We start from the raw sequence: 18,423 nt of genomic DNA, 5'->3' as shown, positions 1-18,423 counted from the left end.
CCTTTGCTGCGCGCCCTGTCCCGGCGGCATGGGGACATGCCGATTCCCCATGTCAAAGGCGCTTGCTGCCGCCCCGGCCTTGGTCATATTCTCAGGTAGGTCGTCCATTCCGGGCGGCCGATGTTCTCAGGGCGGGGTGAAAATCCCCACCGGCGGTAAGGGTGACGTAGCCCAAGCCCGCGAGCGCCTTCCTCTCTCCCGGGAAGAAGGGTCAGCAGATTCGGTGTGAATCCGAAGCCGACGGTTATAGTCCGGATGAAAGAGAACGGTTTGCGGCGGCCTGCGCACGTTTGCGCGTCGGCCGACGTCGTTCCGTGTGCCCTGATTCTGGTCCTGAAAGAGGAAAGCCATGAATCAGACGTTGCTAGAACCTGAAGTCCAATCTCCACCCCAGCCAGCCGAAGCCAGTCACGTGCCTGACGTGCCCGAGCGACCGCCGGCGCCGGTGCATCCGCGCTTCGTCAAGCCGCAGCGCATCGCCTTCGTGCAGTCGTCCTGGCACCGCGATGTGGTCGAGGAATGCCGCATCGCCTTCCTCGAAGAGATCGAAGCGCGCCATATCACGCGCGCGCAGGTCGATCTGTTTGAGGTGCCGGGCTCGTTCGAGATACCCCTGCATGCGCAACTGCTCGCCAAGACACGGCGCTACACCGCGATCGTGGCTGCGGGGCTGGTGGTCGATGGCGGCATCTACCGCCATGAATTCGTCGCGGACACCGTCATCAAGGCGCTGATGGACGTGCAACTTCGAACCGAAGTGCCGGTATTCTCGGCGGTGCTGACGCCGCAGCAATTCCACGACAGCGCCGTGCACCACGATTTCTTCCGCAAGCACTTTGTCATCAAGGGCATCGAGGTCGCGGAAGCCTGCGCCAACACGCTGCACAGCCTTGAGCGTTTGCGCGGACAAGTGGCCGCGGGGATCGTGGGGTAATGGGGCGGTAGCAGAACCCGTCATTGCGAGCGAAGCGACTTGTCCGCCGAAGCCTTGGCGAAGGCGGAAGCAATCCATAGCCTGCAAGAAAGATGGATTGCTTCGTCGCTTCGCTCCCTTGCGCAAACGCATTGCGTTTGTCGCAGGCAATGACGAACGGATGCAGGATTGGAGGTCATCAATGGTCAAAGCCGGAGACGAATCTTGGCTCGGCCTCTCAGGCCGCGTCTGCGTGGTGACGGGCGGCGGCGGTGGCATCGGCCGCGCCGTCGCGTTAAGCCTTGCCCAGTCCGGCGCCCGCGTCGCCGCCATTGATCTCGACGAACGCGGTCTCGAGGTGACGCGCACCGAGCTTGGCAAGCTCGGTTCTGACCATGCCATTGCCCGCTGCGACACTTCCGATGTCGCGAGCGTCACTGCGGCATCCGCGACGGTCGAACAATCGCTAGGGCCGTGCGATGTGCTGGTCAACACCGCCGCTGTGCTGCGTCCCGGCGCGCTCGACGCCCTGACGCTTGCCGAATGGAACGCGGTTCTCTCCGTCAACCTGACCGGCTACTTCCTTTGCGCGCAGGTGTTCGGCCGGCAAATGCGCGCCCATGGCCGCGGCAGCCTGGTGCACGTGGCCTCAATCGCCGGCAGCAATGCGCAGGGGCAAAGCGGCGCCTACAGCGTCAGCAAGGCCGGCGTGATCATGCTGTCGCGCCAGCTCGCCAATGAATGGGGGCCGCACGGCATCCGCAGCAACGTCGTCAGTCCCGGCATGGTGATCACGCCAATGAGTCAGGCCTTCTACGATACGCCTGGCGTGACCGAGCGGCGCTCCGCCGTGGTACCGTTGCGCCGGGTCGGCATGCCGCAGGACATGGCCGATGCCATCCTGTTCCTCGCCAGCGACCGCGCGTCCTACATCAACGGCGAGGAGATCATAGTAGATGGCGGTTACGCCAATATGCTGATGAACCTGGTGCCGCGGCCGGGATTTGAATGAGGTGGCGAGCCGGGTGGGCAAAGCGACTTGTCAGCCTAAAGCGTGATGACTTTTCTTCGAATCGTCATCCCGCTTTATCTTTTTGTTTGAGCATGATCTTTTCGGAAAACCGCTGCACACTTTTCCGGATCATGCTCTAGCTCGCAGAGCGAAGGCGGAAGCGTGCCCACCAATCAGGATCACGGTCGAAGATGAACGGTGGGCACGGCGCAAGTGCGCCTTTGCCCACCCTACAAGCCTGCCTCAGTCGAACAGGCTCGACACCGATTCTTCCGACGCGGTGCGGCTGATCGCTTCCGCGATCAGGGGCGCGATCGACAGCGTGCGGATATTGGCGGCCTTGTTGACCGCTTCCGTCGGCAGGATCGAGTCGGTGATGACGAGCTCTTTCATCTTCGACGAGGCGATGCGCGTGGCAGCCCCGCCCGAGAGCACGCCGTGGCTGATATAGGCATAGACTTCCTTGGCGCCGTTGGCGATCAACGCGTCAGCCGCGTTCACCAGCGTGCCGCCGGAATCGACGATGTCGTCGATCAGGATGCAGGTATAGCCCGCGCAGTCGCCGATCACGTTCATGACTTCGGATTCACCGGCGCGCTCGCGGCGCTTGTCGATGATGGCGAGCGGGGTGTTGATGCGCTTGGCAAGGCCGCGCGCGCGAACCACGCCGCCGACGTCGGGCGACACCACCATGACGTTGGAAAGATCGAAGCGCTCCTTGATGTCGCGCACCATGACCGGCGAGGCGTAGAGATTGTCGGTCGGGATATCGAAGAAGCCCTGGATCTGGCCGGCGTGCAGGTCGAGCGTCATCACGCGATCGACGCCGGCACGGGTGATCAGGTTGGCAACCAGCTTGGCCGAGATCGGCGAGCGCGAGCCAACTTTGCGGTCCTGCCGGGCGTAGCCGAAATAGGGAATCACCGCCGTGACGCGGCGGGCCGAGGCCCGGCGCAGCGCGTCCGTGATGATCAGGAGTTCCATTAGGTGGTCGTTGGCCGGGAATGACGTCGACTGGATTACATAGACGTCGGAGCCGCGGACGTTTTCCTGGATTTCGACGAAGATTTCCATGTCCGCGAACCGGCGGACCGTCGCCTTGGTCAGCGGCATATGCAGCCAGTTGGAGATTTCCTGGGCCAGCGCGGGGTTGGAATTGCCGGCGACCAGCTTGATCGAGCCGTTCTTGGCCGCCATTGACGCTTCTCCTCGCGCCTTGCTGGATACGACGTTCAGCATAGAAATCCTCGGGAACCGGCGCGTTTTGATGAGCGAGGAGATATCAGGCAGGTGGCTCGGCTGGCAACCCGTCGCCCCGGTTTTCCCGGCGAAAAATAGGCCGTTACCGGACTATTCCGGGGCCAATTATTGGGCGCTGTAGCCCAGCGCCGTGACGCCCACGGCATCTTGGGCGGGTGCCGTCGCTTCCACACTCGCGACCGCCGGACCGCGGCGCTCCGGGGCCGGCGCTGGCGCCGTGTCGGGGGTTCCGTTAACCATGCCGGAGAGACCGCTGAAGCCGGCCTGCGCGATTTTGCGCAAGACCAGGTCGTCGGCCGCCGCCCAGGCGTCGCGGCCGGCCTTGCCGGCCGGCTCTTCGCCGGAAAGCCGCAGCGCACGCTGCTGGTTGTTGTCATAGACGTCCCAGACCCAGGCAATCACGGTCTTGCCGCGAACCACCTGTGCCGAGAGATAGCTGCGCACGCGATAGGAAGCACCGCCCTCGCGGGAGACGATCGACAGGTTGCGCAGCTTCGATTCGCTGTCGAGCACGCTGACCATGCGGTCGAACACCTGCGGCGGCGGACCGTCGATCGATTCGAACGCCACGGTGGGCCCGCCGCCCGCGCTCGTTGCCATCGCGTAGGACCCGCTGGCCGCGCCGCCGCCGCCGGCACAGCCGCCGAGCGCGGAGGCGGCAACAAGCAGCACTGCCGCGATCATGGCGCGCGGGGCTTGCAGGCACGAAGCGGTCAGGGGGTTCCTCATTGCCCCCTGCGATATCGTTAAAATGTGTTAAGGTCTAGGGCAGCGAACGCACCGGCTCACCAAAAAGATTGCCTCGCGCCCATCCTGCTTCACCTTGTTGTTGCCAGAATTCTCCAACCCCGCAGGATTGATCGATGCGAGCCTTCGTTCTCGACGGTTATGGCGCGATCGCCGATCATGTGCGCGTTGCCGAGCTTGCCGATCCGGCCCCGGGCCCCGGCGACGTCCTGATCGAAATTCATGCCGCCAGCCTCAATCCGATCGACGTCAAGATCGTGCATGGCGATCTGAAGCGCGTCTCGAAATATCAACTGCCGCGCCCCGTTCGGCTTCGATGCCAGCGGCATCGTGCTGTCGGTGGGGGCGCGTGCTGTCAGCTTCAAACCTGGGGATGCGGTCCATGCGCGCGCCTCGCGCGAGACCATCGGCACCTTTGCCGAAAAGATCGCGCTGCCGCAAGAATTCGTAGCCCGGAAGCCGGCCGCCATCTCGCATGCACAAGCCGCGGCGCTGCCGCTGGTGGGGCTGACGACGTTGCAGGGATTTGCGCGCGTCCAGGCGCGAGCCGGCCAGCGCATCCTGATCCATGCCGGCGCCGGTGGCATCGGTACTTTCGCGGTCCAGTACGCCAGCCATCTCGGCCTTCACGTCACCACGACCACGAGTTCGAAGAACGTCGACTTCGTCAAATCGCTCGGCGCCGACAGGGTCATTGCCTATGATCGCGAAAACTATCTTGAAGCGGGTGGCGATTACGACATCGTCTACGACACGCTCGGCGGCGCATTCACCGTCGACGCCTTCAAGGTGGTGAAGCGGGGCGGCGCCGTGATTTCGCTGAGTGGTCCGCCCGACCGCGATTTCGCCCGCCGCGAGGAGCGCAGGCTGGCTGGTCCGCGCGGCGGTCTGGCTGATGAGCCGCAAGGTCTATGCCGCGAGCACTGAAGCCGGCGCGACCTATTGCTGGTTTTTCACCGAGCCGAGCGGCGATCAACTGCGCGAGATCGCCGGGCTCGTAGAGAGCGGTGCGATCAAGCCGGTGATCGATCGCGAATTTGCCTTCGAACAATTGCCGGCTGCGCTGACCTATCTTGAAGCAGGCCGGGCGCGCGGCAAGGTGGTGTTGAAGGTGAAGTAGGGGAATTACTCCGCTGCCAGCGCGATCGCGTGGACGTGGCGGCCGTAGTCCGGCTCCTTGCGATGCACCGAGCGGCGGTAGCTGTAGAAGCGCTCGTCGGAATAGGTGTCGACGCCGATGTCGTCGATCATCAGGATGCCGGCATTCTCCAGCCGCATGCGGATGAAGCCGGCGAGGTCGAACATGGCATGGCCTGATCGAGCCGAGGGGATGAAGAATACGCCATTCTCCGCGTCGGCATCAAGGAAGCGCTCGACGAATTCGCCGCCGACTTCATAGGAATGCTGGCGGATCAGCGGGCCGATGGCGGCGACGATGCCGGAGCGATCGGCGCCGAGTTTTTCCATCGCCTCGATGGTGGATTCCAGGACGCCGGTCAGTGCGCCCTTCCAGCCGGCATGTGCCGCGCCGATCACGCGTGCGCCGGCATCGGCAAGCAGGATCGGCCCGCAATCGGCGGCGGTGACGCCGATCGCGATGCCTTCGGTGCGGGTGACGAGCGCGTCGGCGCGCGGCTTGTCGCCTTGCCATGGCCCGGTCGCCACCACGACATCGGGTGAGTGGATCTGGTGCGCGCTGAGCAAGTGCTCGGGCGCAACGCCCATCTGCTCGGCCATCCGGCGGCGATTTTCCACGACATTGGCCGGATCGTCGTTCGAGCCGAGCCCGCCATTGAGGCCTTCATAAATTCCACTGGATATCCCGCCCTCGCGGGAGAAGAAGGCGTGGCGCAGGCCGGGAATGGCAGCGAGCAGCGGTGATCCGAACGTCATTCCGTTTCGTCTCCGGCGGCCTGCGGTTCGTCGCTGAGACCTGCGACCGAAGTGAGATTGGGCTCGGTGACCGCAATCACCTTGAACATCGATCCCATGCCGCCGCGGCCGCTGTCGGTCAGGCGCTTCAGCGCAGCGGAAATATCGGCAGAGACTTCCGCGGTGGTTTTTCCCATCAGCGTGACCGCCCGGGTCTCGATGCCGAGCCGCTTGAGGAATTCCCCCTGCGTCACCGGCCCGTGAACGCGCGCGCCGACGTCTTCGGCCGCGCGCGCCAGCGCCTGGAAATCGACATGGGCGGTGACGTCGGCCTGTCCCGGATTTTTCAGGGGATCGGCAAAGCTGTGGCGGGCAATCGCCTGGAAAGTATCACCGGCGTCGCTGCGCACATGCCCGTAATCGATGATCAGCGCCGCGCCGTCCTGGTCGCGCACCCGCGTCGCAATCTTCATCATCTCGTTGTCCGGCCGCCATTCGAACACGGCGCCGACAGGAGCCGCGCGCACCAGCGGCGGCAGCAACACCTCGAAGCGCGGTATTGGCTCGTCCGCGGCTGCGAATACCAGCTTGCCGTTGGCGTCGAGCTCGACAACGCGCTCGTGCCAGCCGGTCTCGCGCTTGACCACCTGATGGATCGGCAGCACGTCGAAATATTCGTTGGCGAGAATGACCGCGGGGCCCTCGGGCACGTCGTCGATGTTGTCATGCCAGGTGATGTTGCGCACGCCGGACAGCGTCGCTTGCTGCTTCTCGCGCAGCACCGGATTGACCTCGACGAGGTCGACGTGGAGCGATTGATAGAGCGGTGGCAGCACCCGGACCGCCCGCAGCACGTCCGCCATCATGGTGCCCCGGCCAGGACCAAGCTCGACCAGCCGCAGCGTCGGCGGTGAGCCGATCGCCTTCCAGACCGAGGCCGCCCACAGGCCGAGCAGTTCGCCGAACATCTGGCTGACCTCGGGTGCGGTGGTGAAATCGCCCTCGCGGCCCAGCGGATCGCGCGACACGTAATAGCCGTGCTCGGGATGCATCAGGCACAGCTCCATGTACCGCCAGACCGGCATCGGTCCTGACGATCTGATCAGCTTGTGGATCTCCGCCTGCAACGGTGAAAATTCGGTCACGGCCTGCCTTAAATCGACTTCTCTATATGCTGCGGCGTTCCGCGGCGCCATGCCATCATGATCAGGATGACCCCGGCAATGATCATCGGCACCGACAAAAGCATACCCATGGTCAGCCCGCCCCACAAAAATCCGAGCTGGGGATCGGGTTCACGGAAGAATTCGCTGGCGATGCGCGCAAGCGCGTAGATCGCAATGAAGCTGCCGAGGATCAGGCCCGGTCGCTTCAGGGCGCCCATCCGGACCATGATCGCCAGGACCGCAAACAGCAAGACGCCCTCGAGCGCCGCTTCGTAGAGCTGGCTTGGGTGGCGGAAGAGTTGCAACCGGTCGTCGGGAAAGACCATTCTCCAGGGCACGCTGGCATCCGCCTCTCGCCCCCACAGCTCACCCTTGATGAAGTTGGCGAGCCGTCCGAGGAATATTCCGATCGGAGCGACGGCGGTAGTGATGTCGCCGAGCGACAGGATGGAGATGTTGTTCTTGAGCGCAAACAGCATCACCGCCGCGACGCAGCCCAGAAAGCCGCCATGGAAGGACATGCCGCCTTCCCATAGTTTGAGAATGGCGGCAGGATTCTGGATGAAGAAGGCCGGGTTATAGAACAGCACATAGCCGGTGCGGCCGCCGATGATGATGCCGAGCGTGACCCAGAGAATGAAGTCGTCGAGCTGCACGGGCGCAATCGGCGCCGGCCCGTCCCACACTTTCTCGCTTCTGATCAGCGCGCGCGCATAGATCCATCCAAGCACGATGCCGCAGATATAGGCCAGCGCATACCATCGGATCGCGAGCGGTCCGATCGAAATGGCGACCGGATCGATTTCCGGAAAGGTAATGGTGAGGAAGGGCATCGTGCGGGATGTCTACTGCGCGAGGTTGCGGCGATAGAGCGCCAACAGCCGCTCCCAATGCCGCTCGGCGGCGTCGCGGTGATAGACCGGCCGCTTCGGGAAAGCGAAGCCGTGATGGGTGTCTGGAAAGATCTCGACCTCGTTCTTCGTTCCCTGCATTGCCTGCTTCAGCTTGTCGATGATCTCCTGCGGCGCGTAGATGTCGGTCTCGGCGCAGGCGAAATACAATTCGGCCTTGGTCTTCGATGCAGCCAGATGCGGGCTGTCGGTCTGGTCGGTCGCAAGATGGGTGCCGTAGATGGAAGCCGCCGCCTTCACGCGATCCGGAAACTGCGTCGCTGCGTTGACGGCGTAACGGCCGCTCATGCAGTAGCCGACGGTGCCGACGATCTTCGTGTTTGCTGCTTCTTGCGTCTCGGCGAAGGCGAGCAATGCCTTGGTGTCTTCCATCACCATGGGAATGTTGATGGAGTTCATGAAGCCGAACATCCGCTTCCGCTCGGGCGCCTCTGGATCCGGCGGGATCGGCCCCAGCTCCATGACGCCCGAACGGTAATACAGATTTGGCAGCATCACGTAATAACCCGACGTGCCGAGGCGGCGCGCCATGTCGCGCAGTTCCTCGCGGATCGCCGGCGCATCCATGTAGAAGATGATGACCGGGAAGGGCCCGCCGCGCTCGGGATGGGTGATGAAGGTCGTGGTCTTGCCGTCCTTGGTCGCAATATCGATCTGCTGGTCGATCATGGGCGTTTCTTTTTGCTTTGTGATTCTGGTGTCTGGCTGGGTGTTCGATACGATTGCAAGGAAACCGCAGCATGACAAGGCGAACGGCCGTCACGTCGGGCTTTGAACCGCGCTCTTGAACGTTACTCCCGGGATTGCCATTGTCTTGTCGTGACGATCAATTTGCAGCGACCGGAGCGTTTTAAGATGACCCAGACCAGCAATCGGTTTTTCGACGAGATCGGCCGTCTGATGAACGACGCCGCCGGCGCCGCGCAGGGCGTCAAGCGCGAGGTCGATACGGTCATGCGCAACCAGGCCGAGCGCATCCTGCGCGACCTCGATCTCGTCAAGCGCGAGGAGTTCGACGCGGTCAAGGACATGGCCCGCCTGGCGCGCGAGGAAAACGAGGCGCTCAAGAGCCGGATCGCGGCGCTGGAAGCCAAGCTCGGCATTTCGCCCGCGGTGCCGGATGCCGGCAGCACGCAGGCGGACGGGTAGGGGATTTCACCCTCCCTGGAGGGTGCAAACCCAAGAAAAATCCCTTCATTTCCTTGTCATTTCGTCGCTTTGGGGCTAAAAGCCCGCCACGTCCGCAGCCCCCGCACCCCTGGAGGCTTGCTGTGGGACGCCAACGGGCCGCGATGCGGCCTTTAACTTTTTAGAAAACAAGGACTTAGCACGATGGCGACCGTCAAGGAATTGAAGGCGACCGCGCGTCCGCAGAGCGGCAAGGGGGCCGCCCGGGCAGAGCGTCGCGCCGGGAGAGTGCCCGGAGTGATCTACGGCAACAACCAGCCCCCCGTGACCATTTCGGTCGACGACAAGGAACTGCGGCAGCGCATCCTGGCCGGCCGGTTCCTGACCACGCTGTTCGACATCGATCTCGAGGGCAAGAAGCACCGCGTGATTCCGCGCGACTTCCACCTCGATCCGGTGAAGGACTTCCCGCTGCATGTCGACTTCCTGCGGCTGGGCGAAGGCGCCACCATCCGCGTCAGCGTTCCCCTGCACGTCGTCAACGGCGAAACCTCGCCCGGCGTCAAGCGTGGCGGCACCGTCAACATCGTCACCCACACCATCGATCTCGAATGCTCGGTCGATAACATCCCGCAGTACCTCGAAGCCGACGTCGGCGCGCTGGAAATCAGCTACTCGCTGCATCTCTCCGACATCAAGCTGCCGACCGGCGTGAAGGCGCTGTCGCGTGAGGACGCGACGCTGGTGACCATCGTGCCGCCGTCCGGCTATGCTGAAGAGCAGAAGGCTGCGGCTGCTGCTGCGGCTGCCGGCACGGCTGCTCCGGCGGCGGGTGCCGCTCCTGCTGCCGCCGCGCCTGCGGCGGGTGCTGCAGCTCCGGCGGCGGCCGCCAAGGCGCCGGCGGGCGGCGACAAGAAGAAGTAAGCAGCGGCAGGATGCCGCGTCATGCGCCTGTTTGTCGGTCTCGGTAACCCCGGTTCGAAATACGCGAACAACCGGCACAACATCGGGTTCATGGCCGTCGATGAAATTGCGCGGCGTCACGGTTTCGCACCGTGGCGCCGCCGTTTTCAGGGCGAGACTTCCGAAGGCACGCTCGATCGCGAGAAGGTCGTTCTGCTTCGGCCGACCACCTACATGAACGAGTCCGGGCGCGCGGTTCAGGAAGCTGCGAATTTCTTCAAGCTCGGTGCTTCCGATGTCACCGTGTTTCAGGACGAACTCGAACTGCCGCCGGCAAAAGTGCGCGTCAAGGTCGGCGGCGGTATCGCCGGCCACAACGGGCTGCGCTCGATCTCCTCGCATATCGGCAACGACTATCGCCGGGTGCGGCTCGGGATCGGTCATCCCGGCATCAAGGAAATGGTGCACAGCCACGTGTTGTCGGACTTTGCGAAGAGCGACCGGGCCTGGGTGGAAGCCTTGTGCGCGGCGGTGGCCGACAATGCCGGCTTGCTGGCGGCAGGGCACGACTCCTCGTTTGCGAACAAGGTGCATCTGGCGCTGCAGGCCAAGGGAATTTTCGACAAGGCAGACGACGGGAAGCAGGGCTGATTTTTCGCGTTACTGCTCCGCCGTCATGCCCGGCCTAAAGCGCGAAGCGCGTCTTCACGCAGATGTGCCGGGCATCCACGTCTTCCTTGCCGGCACGAAACAGGACGTGGCCGGGACAAGCCCGGCCATGACGAAGAGAAATAGTTGAGGACACGATGGGATTCAAATGCGGTATCGTCGGCCTGCCCAATGTCGGCAAGTCGACGCTGTTCAACGCGCTGACGGAGACGGCAGCGGCGCAGGCGGCGAATTATCCGTTCTGCACGATCGAGCCGAATGTCGGCGAGGTCGCGGTGCCGGATCCCCGACTCGACAAGCTCTCCGATATCGCCAAGTCCGCGCAGATCATTCCGACGCGGCTTACCTTCGTCGATATCGCCGGTCTCGTCCGTGGCGCCTCCAAGGGCGAAGGCCTCGGCAACCAGTTCCTCGCCACCATCCGAGAGGTCGACGCGGTCGCGCATGTGGTGCGGTGTTTTGAGGATTCCGACATCACTCATGTCGAAGGCAAGATCGCGCCGCTGGCCGATATCGAAACCATCGAAACCGAGCTGATGCTTGCCGACCTCGACAGCTTGGAAAAGCGGGTCGACAATCTGGCAAAGAAGGCCAAGGGTAACGACAAGGACGCCAAGGAGGCGCTCGACCTCGTCAATCGCGCCCTGGTGCTGCTGCGCGACGGCAAGCCCGCGCGCTTTCTCGAGCGCAAGCCGGAAGAAGAGCGTGCCTTCGGCATGCTCGGCCTCCTGACGTCGAAGCCAGTGCTTTACGTCTGCAACGTCGAGGAAGGTTCGGCCAAGGAAGGCAACAGCTTTTCGAAGCAGGTGTTCGAGCACGCCAAGAAGGAAGGCGCGGTCGCGGTGGTGATCTCGGCCAAGATCGAATCCGAGATTGCGACCCTGTCACGCGAAGAGCGCGCCGAGTTTCTCGATACCCTCGGCCTGGAAGAGGCCGGCCTCGACCGCCTGATCCGCGCCGGCTACCAGTTGCTCGACCTCATCACCTATTTCACCGTGGGGCCGAAGGAGGCCCGCGCCTGGACTATTCATCGCGGCACCAAGGCGCCCGCGGCGGCCGGCGTCATCCATACCGATTTCGAAAAGGGCTTCATCCGGGCCGAGACCATCGCCTATCCCGACTACGTCGCGCTGAGCGGCGAAGCCGGCGCCCGCGATGCCGGCAAGCTCCGGCTGGAGGGCAAGGAATATGTCGTCGCCGACGGCGACGTGATGCATTTCAGGTTTAATACCTGAGATATTGGCTGTCGCAGAGGCAGATCCGTATGGTGGGCAAAGGCGCGTCGCGCCGCGCCCACCATCTTTCCAGCAGCGCGAGAGAAATGGTGGGCACGCTACGCTTTGCCCACCCTACAATTCCCCCATGCTTACCGCATCCCGCCCTGATCGCGGATTGCTCCGAGATGCTCGTTGATGCGGAAGACGATCAGGATGAACTCCGCGGCGATGCGCGAAAACACCACGCCGACCACGACGCCGGCGATCGAGGACAACAGCAGGATGAAGCCGCCGAACGGGCTGACCGCCATCGCTGCAAGCGCCGAAAAGATCCCGGAGAGGCCGAACAGCACGATCAAGCCGATGACCAGCCAGTAGAAAGTCTTGATGATCGTGGGCGTAATGAAACGATCCCACTGAAACAGATCCTGAAAATCGAACATCGGTGGCCCTCCCCGGCGAGTCAAATAAGCTGGTCCCCAGATAACACAGGGCTAGCCCCGAAAATTGCTTCGGGCAAGCCAAGGTCGAGACCGCGGACGGCACTCTTTCCCGGCGAACGAGCCATGCGAGTGGGCGGGTTGAGATTGCCGCAAATAACGGCCACATTCGGGCTTGCCCACAGCCAATCCCCAATTCCCAGACATGACCACGCTGACCTTCGAAGACTTCAAGCCCGGCCATTTCGGCACGTTCGGACCGCGCCATGTCACGCGCGAGGAGATTTTGGCCTTCGCCGCCGAATACGACCCGCAGCCGATGCATCTGGACGAGGAGGCGGCCAACGCATCCATGCTGAAGGGGCTGTCCGGTTCGGGCTGGCATCTCGGCTCGCTGATGATGCGAATGCTGTTCGACGGCTTCATCGGCCGCACCGCCTCGCTCGGCTCGCCCGGTGTCAATGAAATGCGCTGGCTGGCGCCGCTGCGCCCGGGTGACGACCTGATGCTGGATGTCGACGTCGCGGAGGCCAGGATTTCGAAGAGCCGCCCCGAGACGGGCATCGTGACCTTCAAGGGCACGATCCACAATGCGGCAGGCGTCGTGCTGTGCGAGATGGAGTCGCCGATCATCGTGCGTCGGCGTCTCGAGGCGGGAGCGGAGTAGCGATGCGCTTCTTTGAGGATATCGAGATCGGCGCCCGGCGCGAGTTCGGCTCGTTTACCTTTACCGCCGACGACATCAAGCGGTTTGCTGCGCAGTTCGATCCGCAGCGCTTTCACCTCGATGAGGAGGAGGGGCGCAAATCCCTGTTCGGGGGATTGGCCGCATCGGGCTGGCACGTTGCGGCGGTGTGCATGAAGCTGCTGGTCGCCGACGGCAAGCGTCTGTCGGCGGAAGCCGCCGCGCGCGGTGAGCGGGTCGCGGTATGGGGGCCGTCGCCGGGTTTTCGCGAACTGCGCTGGATCAGGCCGGTGTTGGCAGGCGATACCGTCAGCTTCTCCAACCAGGTCGAAACCAAGCGGACCTCGGAGAAGCGTCCCGAATGGGGCATCCTCCAGGCCCGCAATACCGGCATCAATCAGCGCGGCGAAGCCGTGTTCTCGTTCCTCGCCACCGCCTTCGTGCCGCGGCGGGGTGGGATTTCAGGGGACCGTCCGGGGCAACATGGTTAGCCAATTGTTTCGTTAGTGTTTCGTCATCCATGACTCCGCGAAACCGATTTTTTGCTAACGCAATTTGAACTTTCTGCCTGCCATAAGCGTCTCAGGGGAAGTACCGAGGGGATGAACATGGCAGATCGCAGCAGCCTGAAATTCGTCGGCTTTGTCTTCGCAACCGTCACGCTGGCGGTGATGCTGACCGCCACCATGGTGGTGAAGTCCTACGCCGACGGCGTCTACACGATCGAGGAAACCTCGTTCGCGCGTCAGTAATCGTGGGATCGGATAGTCGTGAACGCTGACGAAAAGTTCAGCGGCTCCAGATAAGCGTCATTGCCACGACCGCGAGCGTCAGCAGTCCGACGAAGCGGATCACGAGCGTGCCCATGCTATGGGACGATTGCCGCAACGGCATTGAATCGACGTTGTCTGGCTGAACGTTTTGCATCGCCGGTGTGTCCTTAAAAAGATGCCTGTCGCCACGTGACGACAGCGGTGCTTGGACGCGACCGTGCTTATAAAGTTCAGATCGAACACAGCCAAACAAAACCGCCGCGCTCCGGTACGGAACGCGGCGGAGTGTTAGATTTTTGCAACGATCAGATCAGGCGTTGCGCAGACCGTCGGCGGCGCGCTTCCACTGCGTGACGTTGTCGGCGATCATGCGCGTCGACTTCATCGCCGCCTGGCTGAGCTGGGCGTAGCCCGAGATCTCGCGTTGAACGCGCTGGCCTTCGGCATGCAGCAGGTCGCGGAGGCTTTCGAGTTCGGAAATCAGCTTCTCGATTTCCGCCAGCGAGGTGCCGGCGACGCGCTGGATCAGCGAATTGACGTTGTTGACGGTGGCTTCCGCATTGGCGTCGAGCGGCGCGGTGTCCGGAGCGACTGCGGGGCGGCGCAGATAGGCGATATCGTTGCGAACGAAATCGCGGATGCCGGCCTCGACTTCGGAGACGGCGGCGAGATCGCTGTCGACCTCCGTGTTTGCATCAGTCTGTTCGGAACGATTGGTAGCGTTCATCGGCTATTCCTCTGTTTCGCTTTCAGGCGAGCGCGGACAGTCCCCCGCACGACGAAGTGGAGCGGGTCCCATCTGTCCCGCCGATTTTGACCGCATCTTGGCCAATCTGCGGCAATGGTCGTTCATTCTCCGGCGTTAACCTTAAGGGGCTGAAAACCCTAGCCAAATCGGCCGATTTCACTCCTTACCAGCTCCGCCTGAAGCCTGCGCTGAGGCTCTTGCTGGCAACGCCCGAGGGCGTTTCGCCGATCGAGCCGGAGATGGTGACGCCGTCGAACAGCTTCTGCTCGGCGCCGACCTTGCGCAGCCACCTGTCATCGGAGGTCGACAGGGTCTGGCCAGCAAGGAAGCTGGTGCCGGTATCGGCGATGCTGAGCCGTGCCGACTGGTCGGTCTCGTAGCTGCGGGACGGATGGCTGACGATGCCGGGCACCGGCACGATGCCCTGCTGGATCAGGTTGTAGTCGTTTCGTAGCGTCAGCGAATATTGCTCGCTGATCGGCAGCGACTTGCTTAAGGAGGTGCCGAGCTTGCTCTGCTCGGACCCGGGATCGACGCGGGCTTCGACTGCGGTCTTGTCCCAGATCGAGGCCACGCCGGGAGCGGTGATCGCCGCCCAGGCGCTGCCGGACGATTGCGGCAGGCTGCCGCCATTGGCCAGCCGTTCCGAAAGCAGTTCGGACGTCGTCGCCGTGCCTTGCCGGGCGACCGTCATGTCGGCGCCGATGCGCGTATCCCAGAACGGCGAGATCGATTGCTTGACCGACACCGCGGAAGTGCCGTTCGCCCTTTCATTGGCGGACCATGAAGCGTCGGCGCTGGCCGCGCCTTTCGACGAGCTGCTTCCTTTCGCCGCCAGGTCCATCAGGGTCGATGCATCGACATTGAGCTGGCTCCAGTCGAGTTTATCGACGTCGATGTCCTTCATGATGTCGACGTCGTTGACGCTGGGAGCCGCAGGCGCCTGCTCGACCTCTTCAGCCTCCTGCGTCTCCGGTTCGTCGTCCGCCGGCGGCGTTTGCGCCGCGGCCGCCAGCATCGCAGCCAAACTTACGCCGGCCACCAGCATTGGCAGCCGCGCCCAGCCAAATCGCATTTTCGGAATCATTGCCCGCCCGCATTCCAAGTCGCGCCCAGAATGCGTTCGCTCTGTTGCGAAATTATGGCGGGTGCAGCGAACGACCGAACTAAACCGCCATCCGCGGCAGGTTGATCGGATAGCCCACGGTCTGCTCGACCAGGTCGAAGGTGTCGACCAGCACACGGAAGTTGGTCAGGCGGCCGGCCTTGAACTGGGCGAAATGGGCGATGCGCAGGCTGATCGGCTTGTTCGAATCCAGCGCGGTCAGCGAATAGCGCATCATCGAGGCGGCCGAGTCCACGCCCAGCATGATCGATTCGCGGTCGAAGCGGTGGACGCGGAAATTGTCGGCGATCTGCCTGATGACATCGATCACGGCGGCCTTGCCGCGGCGCGAGCCGAAGAACGGATACATGTCAATCGGTCCATAGATCGCCCAGTCGACGTCTTCGTCGAGCACGGCTTCGAGATCGGCAGGCTGGCGTTCATTGATCGCGCGATGCAACGCGCGCGAAAAACGCCAGAGACTATGCTCTGTCATTTTGATCTGGTCCTTGGAACTGGAATTAAAAACGGCAAGCGCGCCAACGGAGCGTCTTCATCGATGCCGGGCCGAAATGCCGAACTTCACTGTTGCAGCCAGAAATAGAGTAGTTCGGCCAAAACGCAATTGCCGTTTCTGCATTGCACAAATGCGGCGGTTTAGGCCGCTTTAGCGGTCGTGGCGACGCACCGGCTCGCGTTCGATGGCGATCTCGGCGTCGCGGATGGCGATGATGCCGAACAGCAGGGCACCGCCGATACCGCCGATTGCGGCCCCCAGCGGCATGAAGGTGAAGAACACCAGCATCCCGCTATAGCCTTCAAAACTCGTGGTTCTGAAGATTTCCACCCAGACCAGACCCGCCCCGATGCCCAGTGCCGCGCCTCCCAGCGCCCCCAACGCCAAACCAAGCAAAGCCAGCAACGCGATTTTCATATCTTCATCTGGTCCGGAACAAGCCTTGTGGTGTGTCACGTTGAACGCGATGAGGTTCAAGGGTGCCGGGAAAATGAGCGGTGCGGATGTGCTGCCTGTTGATGCGTCATTGCGCGACGGGCCATCAGGGATCCGCGTCGCTGGTCCGAGTGAACGACCGCGCTAGATCGGGTCGGGCCGCCGGCCGGTCAGGATCGCGGCGATGTCGCGCTCGAGCAGTTGCTGGACCAGGTCGAAGGTGTCGATGATTTCCCTGATGTGGCTGATCTTGCCGTCGCGCAGCGTGTAGAAGCCGGCGATGTCGAACTGCACCATGCGTTGATTGATGTTCTTGCGGAAGAACACGCGGATGAACGCGGCCGCTTTGTCGCCCTCGGTGACCAGCATCGGCACCTCGCAGCGCAGCTCGGAATAGCGGGCGCGCACCGCATTCCACATCTCGCGCAGCTCGGCCTTGCCGCGGCGATGACCCATATGCGGAAGGATGTCGATCGGGGCGTTGGCGAGGGATTCGCAATCGTCGGTGCAGCGCTCCAGCGCGGCTTCGACGTCGCCGGAATACAGGACGTTGAGGAAATCCAGCACGCGCTGGCGATTCGATCCCTCGGTCATTCGCCCACCTACCTGTGTTCGAGCCGGCTTTCGCGGGCCGTATCCATTGTGAACGGAACGGCACGACCAACAATCGGCAAAAGGACTTAAAGTATTCTGAAAGGGCTTTGACGCGCCTGCCCGGCGAAAGGTTCAACGGCGGCTGCACAACGCCGGCCTGCGGTAGGCCATCACCGTTGCGCGGCGGGGCGGCTCCCGCGGCGGCGCTCGCAATGCCGGCGACGCTATTTTCGGGTAACCATAGCGGCTCATGTTACCGCTTGGCGAACTCTGCTTCCGGCACGGCCTTGCTGGTGGTGAGGTCAATCACGAACCTCGCTTTCTTCTCGTGTCCGGGCGGGACATAGGCCTCGCCGGGCCCAAGCTCGCCAAAGAGCTGCTTCGGCTTCGGAAAGCCCTTGGTGCATGCGGTCTCGATGGTCGCCTTGTCGGCATGGGCGATCTCGACGGCAACCGTATCGGGCGCTGGTCCGGCGCCGAGCCTGGCGAAGCCGAAATATTTCGACGTCTCCTTGCACTCGACGACGTTGGATCCGTAGGCGCCGACCGCGTCCTCTCCGGTCACGAAATAGTTCAGGGACATATCGATCGTCTTGTTGAAGTCGCGGGTGAACACCATTTCGGCGACGCCGGATTCGAGATGGCCTTGCCCGATATGGCCGGTGATGCAGATCAACCGGTCCTGCTTGTCATTGCGCGCAAGCGTGATGCAATCGTTGACCTGAAAGCCCGGCTGATATCCGTTGAAGATGGCGGCGCCATCCTTCTGCTCGAAGATCACGGAGCCGCCGAAATCATTGGCGTGCGCTTCGCAGCCGCTCTCGTAATTGACGACGAGAAGCGTGCTGCCGTCGGCGAGGAATTTGCCGCTGTAACGATCCGGCCGCAGCTTGACGTCGCACCGCTTGCCGCCGGGATATGCCTTGGCCCGCCTGCAGGCCGATCCCTTGATGTCAGCGGCATCGCAGAATGTCGCGAGCAATGGCCGGTCGGCGTTCGGCGCCTTGTCCTTGGTTTGCGCGAAGGCCGGTGGGCTCACGAGTGCGAGCAGGATTGCCGCGCGGATTGTTTTCAAGAGAGTCTCCCGTGGTGGCCTTTTGTTCGTCACTAGACAGGTTTTTGTGGCAGACGACAATGCGCGGATTCGAATGTCAAACAGCCATCAACGCTCGCTCCGCGTCATTGCGAGGAGCGCAGCGACGAAGCAATCCATGGCTCTGCGTGCTCGGAGAGATGGATTGCTTCGCTCCGCTCGCAATGACGGTGGACACATCTCCACATTCTCGCGGCGCATTGCGCCCGAGTTTTGCGATCTGCGTTGCCCTCGA

At 62.9% G+C, this 18,423-nt stretch carries 26 protein-coding genes and 1 riboswitch; of the genes, 11 read left to right on the top strand and 15 right to left on the bottom strand.

The annotated features are described in order from the left end of the window. The first annotated feature begins 118 nt into the window (after window positions 1–118). Window positions 119–271, top strand: a riboswitch (FMN riboswitch). 78 nt (window positions 272–349) lie between these two features. Next, the gene (locus tag ACH79_RS03150) at window positions 350–934 is read left to right on the top strand and encodes a 6,7-dimethyl-8-ribityllumazine synthase (RefSeq protein WP_161849719.1); all 585 of its coding nucleotides are present in this window, start codon (window positions 350–352) and stop codon (window positions 932–934) included. Window positions 935–1,115: 181 nt separating this feature from the next. Further along, on the top strand, window positions 1,116–1,925 hold the full coding sequence (locus tag ACH79_RS03145; RefSeq protein ID WP_161849718.1) for an SDR family NAD(P)-dependent oxidoreductase: 810 nt from the start codon (window positions 1,116–1,118) through the stop codon (window positions 1,923–1,925). A gap of 243 nt (window positions 1,926–2,168) precedes the next feature. Here the strand turns inward: ACH79_RS03145 and ACH79_RS03140 are convergent, their stop codons facing one another. The 3 genes from ACH79_RS03140 to ACH79_RS03130 form a co-directional block, all read right to left on the bottom strand. Then, window positions 2,169–3,122, bottom strand: coding sequence for a ribose-phosphate pyrophosphokinase (locus tag ACH79_RS03140; RefSeq protein ID WP_161849717.1), 954 nt, complete (start codon window positions 3,120–3,122; stop codon window positions 2,169–2,171). A gap of 168 nt (window positions 3,123–3,290) precedes the next feature. Next, window positions 3,291–3,914, bottom strand: coding sequence for a hypothetical protein (locus ACH79_RS03135; RefSeq protein ID WP_161849716.1), 624 nt, complete (start codon window positions 3,912–3,914; stop codon window positions 3,291–3,293). Between the two features lie 89 nt (window positions 3,915–4,003). Beyond that, the gene (locus ACH79_RS03130) at window positions 4,004–4,261 is read right to left on the bottom strand and encodes a hypothetical protein (protein ID WP_161849715.1); all 258 of its coding nucleotides are present in this window, start codon (window positions 4,259–4,261) and stop codon (window positions 4,004–4,006) included. Window positions 4,262–4,271: 10 nt separating this feature from the next. Between ACH79_RS03130 and ACH79_RS44710 the strand changes: the two genes are divergently transcribed. Together ACH79_RS44710 and ACH79_RS44705 are read left to right on the top strand one after the other, a co-directional pair. After that, window positions 4,272–4,859: a zinc-binding dehydrogenase gene (locus ACH79_RS44710; RefSeq protein ID WP_161849714.1), complete on the top strand. Its 588-nt coding sequence runs from the start codon at window positions 4,272–4,274 to the stop codon at window positions 4,857–4,859. Further along, window positions 4,828–5,052 (top strand): zinc-binding dehydrogenase, encoded by a 225-nt coding sequence (locus ACH79_RS44705; protein ID WP_161849713.1) that lies wholly within the window; start codon window positions 4,828–4,830, stop codon window positions 5,050–5,052. Before ACH79_RS44710 ends, ACH79_RS44705 begins: the two co-directional genes overlap by 32 nt. Before the next feature lie 5 nt (window positions 5,053–5,057). Here the strand turns inward: ACH79_RS44705 and pgeF are convergent, their stop codons facing one another. Genes pgeF through ACH79_RS03100 form a run of 4 tightly spaced genes read right to left on the bottom strand, consistent with a single transcriptional unit; the run spans window position 5,058 to window position 8,550 of the window. Continuing rightward, window positions 5,058–5,825 carry a peptidoglycan editing factor PgeF gene (gene pgeF, locus ACH79_RS03115; RefSeq protein WP_161849712.1) on the bottom strand — a complete coding sequence of 256 codons (768 nt, stop codon included), beginning with the start codon at window positions 5,823–5,825 and terminating at the stop codon, window positions 5,058–5,060. Beyond that, window positions 5,822–6,949 carry a class I SAM-dependent methyltransferase gene (locus ACH79_RS03110; RefSeq protein ID WP_371419355.1) on the bottom strand — a complete coding sequence of 376 codons (1,128 nt, stop codon included), beginning with the start codon at window positions 6,947–6,949 and terminating at the stop codon, window positions 5,822–5,824. The genes pgeF and ACH79_RS03110 overlap by 4 nt, the downstream gene beginning before the upstream one ends. An 8-nt stretch (window positions 6,950–6,957) precedes the next feature. After that, a complete protein-coding gene (lgt, locus tag ACH79_RS03105) occupies window positions 6,958–7,803 on the bottom strand; it encodes a prolipoprotein diacylglyceryl transferase (protein WP_161849710.1) in 846 nt (281 codons plus the stop codon). A 12-nt stretch (window positions 7,804–7,815) separates the two neighbouring features. After that, the gene (locus ACH79_RS03100) at window positions 7,816–8,550 is read right to left on the bottom strand and encodes a dienelactone hydrolase family protein (protein ID WP_161849709.1); all 735 of its coding nucleotides are present in this window, start codon (window positions 8,548–8,550) and stop codon (window positions 7,816–7,818) included. Window positions 8,551–8,736: 186 nt separating this feature from the next. On the opposite strand from ACH79_RS03100, the gene ACH79_RS03095 reads away from it, so the two are divergent. The 4 genes from ACH79_RS03095 to ychF all read left to right on the top strand — a co-directional run bounded on the left by ACH79_RS03095 (window position 8,737) and on the right by ychF (window position 11,816). After that, window positions 8,737–9,030, top strand: coding sequence for an accessory factor UbiK family protein (locus ACH79_RS03095; protein WP_161849708.1), 294 nt, complete (start codon window positions 8,737–8,739; stop codon window positions 9,028–9,030). Window positions 9,031–9,213: 183 nt separating this feature from the next. After that, complete coding sequence (locus ACH79_RS03090; protein WP_161849707.1) at window positions 9,214–9,933, top strand: 50S ribosomal protein L25/general stress protein Ctc; 720 nt, start codon at window positions 9,214–9,216, stop codon at window positions 9,931–9,933. Window positions 9,934–9,954: 21 nt separating this feature from the next. Beyond that, window positions 9,955–10,563 carry an aminoacyl-tRNA hydrolase gene (pth, locus tag ACH79_RS03085; protein ID WP_161849706.1) on the top strand — a complete coding sequence of 203 codons (609 nt, stop codon included), beginning with the start codon at window positions 9,955–9,957 and terminating at the stop codon, window positions 10,561–10,563. Between the two features lie 155 nt (window positions 10,564–10,718). Then, window positions 10,719–11,816, top strand: coding sequence for a redox-regulated ATPase YchF (ychF, locus tag ACH79_RS03080; RefSeq protein WP_161849705.1), 1,098 nt, complete (start codon window positions 10,719–10,721; stop codon window positions 11,814–11,816). A gap of 131 nt (window positions 11,817–11,947) precedes the next feature. Here ychF and ACH79_RS03075 read toward each other — a convergent pair whose 3' ends face one another. Beyond that, window positions 11,948–12,241 (bottom strand): DUF4282 domain-containing protein, encoded by a 294-nt coding sequence (locus ACH79_RS03075; protein ID WP_028350758.1) that lies wholly within the window; start codon window positions 12,239–12,241, stop codon window positions 11,948–11,950. Window positions 12,242–12,443: 202 nt separating this feature from the next. Here ACH79_RS03075 and ACH79_RS03070 point away from each other — a divergent pair, with 202 nt between their 5' ends. The 3 genes from ACH79_RS03070 (at window position 12,444) to ACH79_RS42845 (ending at window position 13,675) form a co-directional block, all read left to right on the top strand. Further along, window positions 12,444–12,905, top strand: coding sequence for a MaoC family dehydratase (locus ACH79_RS03070; protein ID WP_161849704.1), 462 nt, complete (start codon window positions 12,444–12,446; stop codon window positions 12,903–12,905). Between the two features lie 2 nt (window positions 12,906–12,907). Then, the gene (locus ACH79_RS03065) at window positions 12,908–13,414 is read left to right on the top strand and encodes a MaoC family dehydratase (RefSeq protein ID WP_161849703.1); all 507 of its coding nucleotides are present in this window, start codon (window positions 12,908–12,910) and stop codon (window positions 13,412–13,414) included. A 117-nt stretch (window positions 13,415–13,531) separates the two neighbouring features. After that, a complete protein-coding gene (locus ACH79_RS42845) occupies window positions 13,532–13,675 on the top strand; it encodes a hypothetical protein (protein ID WP_202639169.1) in 144 nt (47 codons plus the stop codon). Window positions 13,676–13,712: 37 nt separating this feature from the next. Here ACH79_RS42845 and ACH79_RS03060 read toward each other — a convergent pair whose 3' ends face one another. The 7 genes from ACH79_RS03060 to ACH79_RS03030 form a co-directional block, all read right to left on the bottom strand. Further along, the gene (locus ACH79_RS03060) at window positions 13,713–13,850 is read right to left on the bottom strand and encodes a hypothetical protein (protein WP_161849702.1); all 138 of its coding nucleotides are present in this window, start codon (window positions 13,848–13,850) and stop codon (window positions 13,713–13,715) included. Window positions 13,851–14,006: 156 nt separating this feature from the next. Next, complete coding sequence (locus ACH79_RS03055; protein ID WP_161849701.1) at window positions 14,007–14,423, bottom strand: hypothetical protein; 417 nt, start codon at window positions 14,421–14,423, stop codon at window positions 14,007–14,009. 184 nt (window positions 14,424–14,607) lie between these two features. Further along, complete coding sequence (locus ACH79_RS03050) at window positions 14,608–15,519, bottom strand: hypothetical protein (RefSeq protein ID WP_246738406.1); 912 nt, start codon at window positions 15,517–15,519, stop codon at window positions 14,608–14,610. Between the two features lie 91 nt (window positions 15,520–15,610). Then, window positions 15,611–16,045: a nuclear transport factor 2 family protein gene (locus ACH79_RS03045; protein ID WP_161849700.1), complete on the bottom strand. Its 435-nt coding sequence runs from the start codon at window positions 16,043–16,045 to the stop codon at window positions 15,611–15,613. 171 nt (window positions 16,046–16,216) lie between these two features. Next, window positions 16,217–16,483, bottom strand: coding sequence for a hypothetical protein (locus ACH79_RS03040; RefSeq protein ID WP_161856186.1), 267 nt, complete (start codon window positions 16,481–16,483; stop codon window positions 16,217–16,219). 162 nt (window positions 16,484–16,645) lie between these two features. Further along, entirely contained in the window at window positions 16,646–17,095 is a 450-nt protein-coding gene (locus ACH79_RS03035) for a nuclear transport factor 2 family protein (RefSeq protein ID WP_065753417.1), read from the bottom strand. 253 nt (window positions 17,096–17,348) lie between these two features. Then, window positions 17,349–18,170 (bottom strand): hypothetical protein, encoded by an 822-nt coding sequence (locus ACH79_RS03030; RefSeq protein WP_161849699.1) that lies wholly within the window; start codon window positions 18,168–18,170, stop codon window positions 17,349–17,351. Window positions 18,171–18,423: the final 253 nt, after the last annotated feature.

Origin of the sequence: Bradyrhizobium sp. CCBAU 051011 (assembly GCF_009930815.1) — a bacterium.
GTDB lineage: Bacteria > Pseudomonadota > Alphaproteobacteria > Rhizobiales > Xanthobacteraceae > Bradyrhizobium.
The sequence above is the reverse complement of the archived record's forward strand: the minus strand, read 5'-3'. Positions and strand labels throughout refer to the sequence as shown.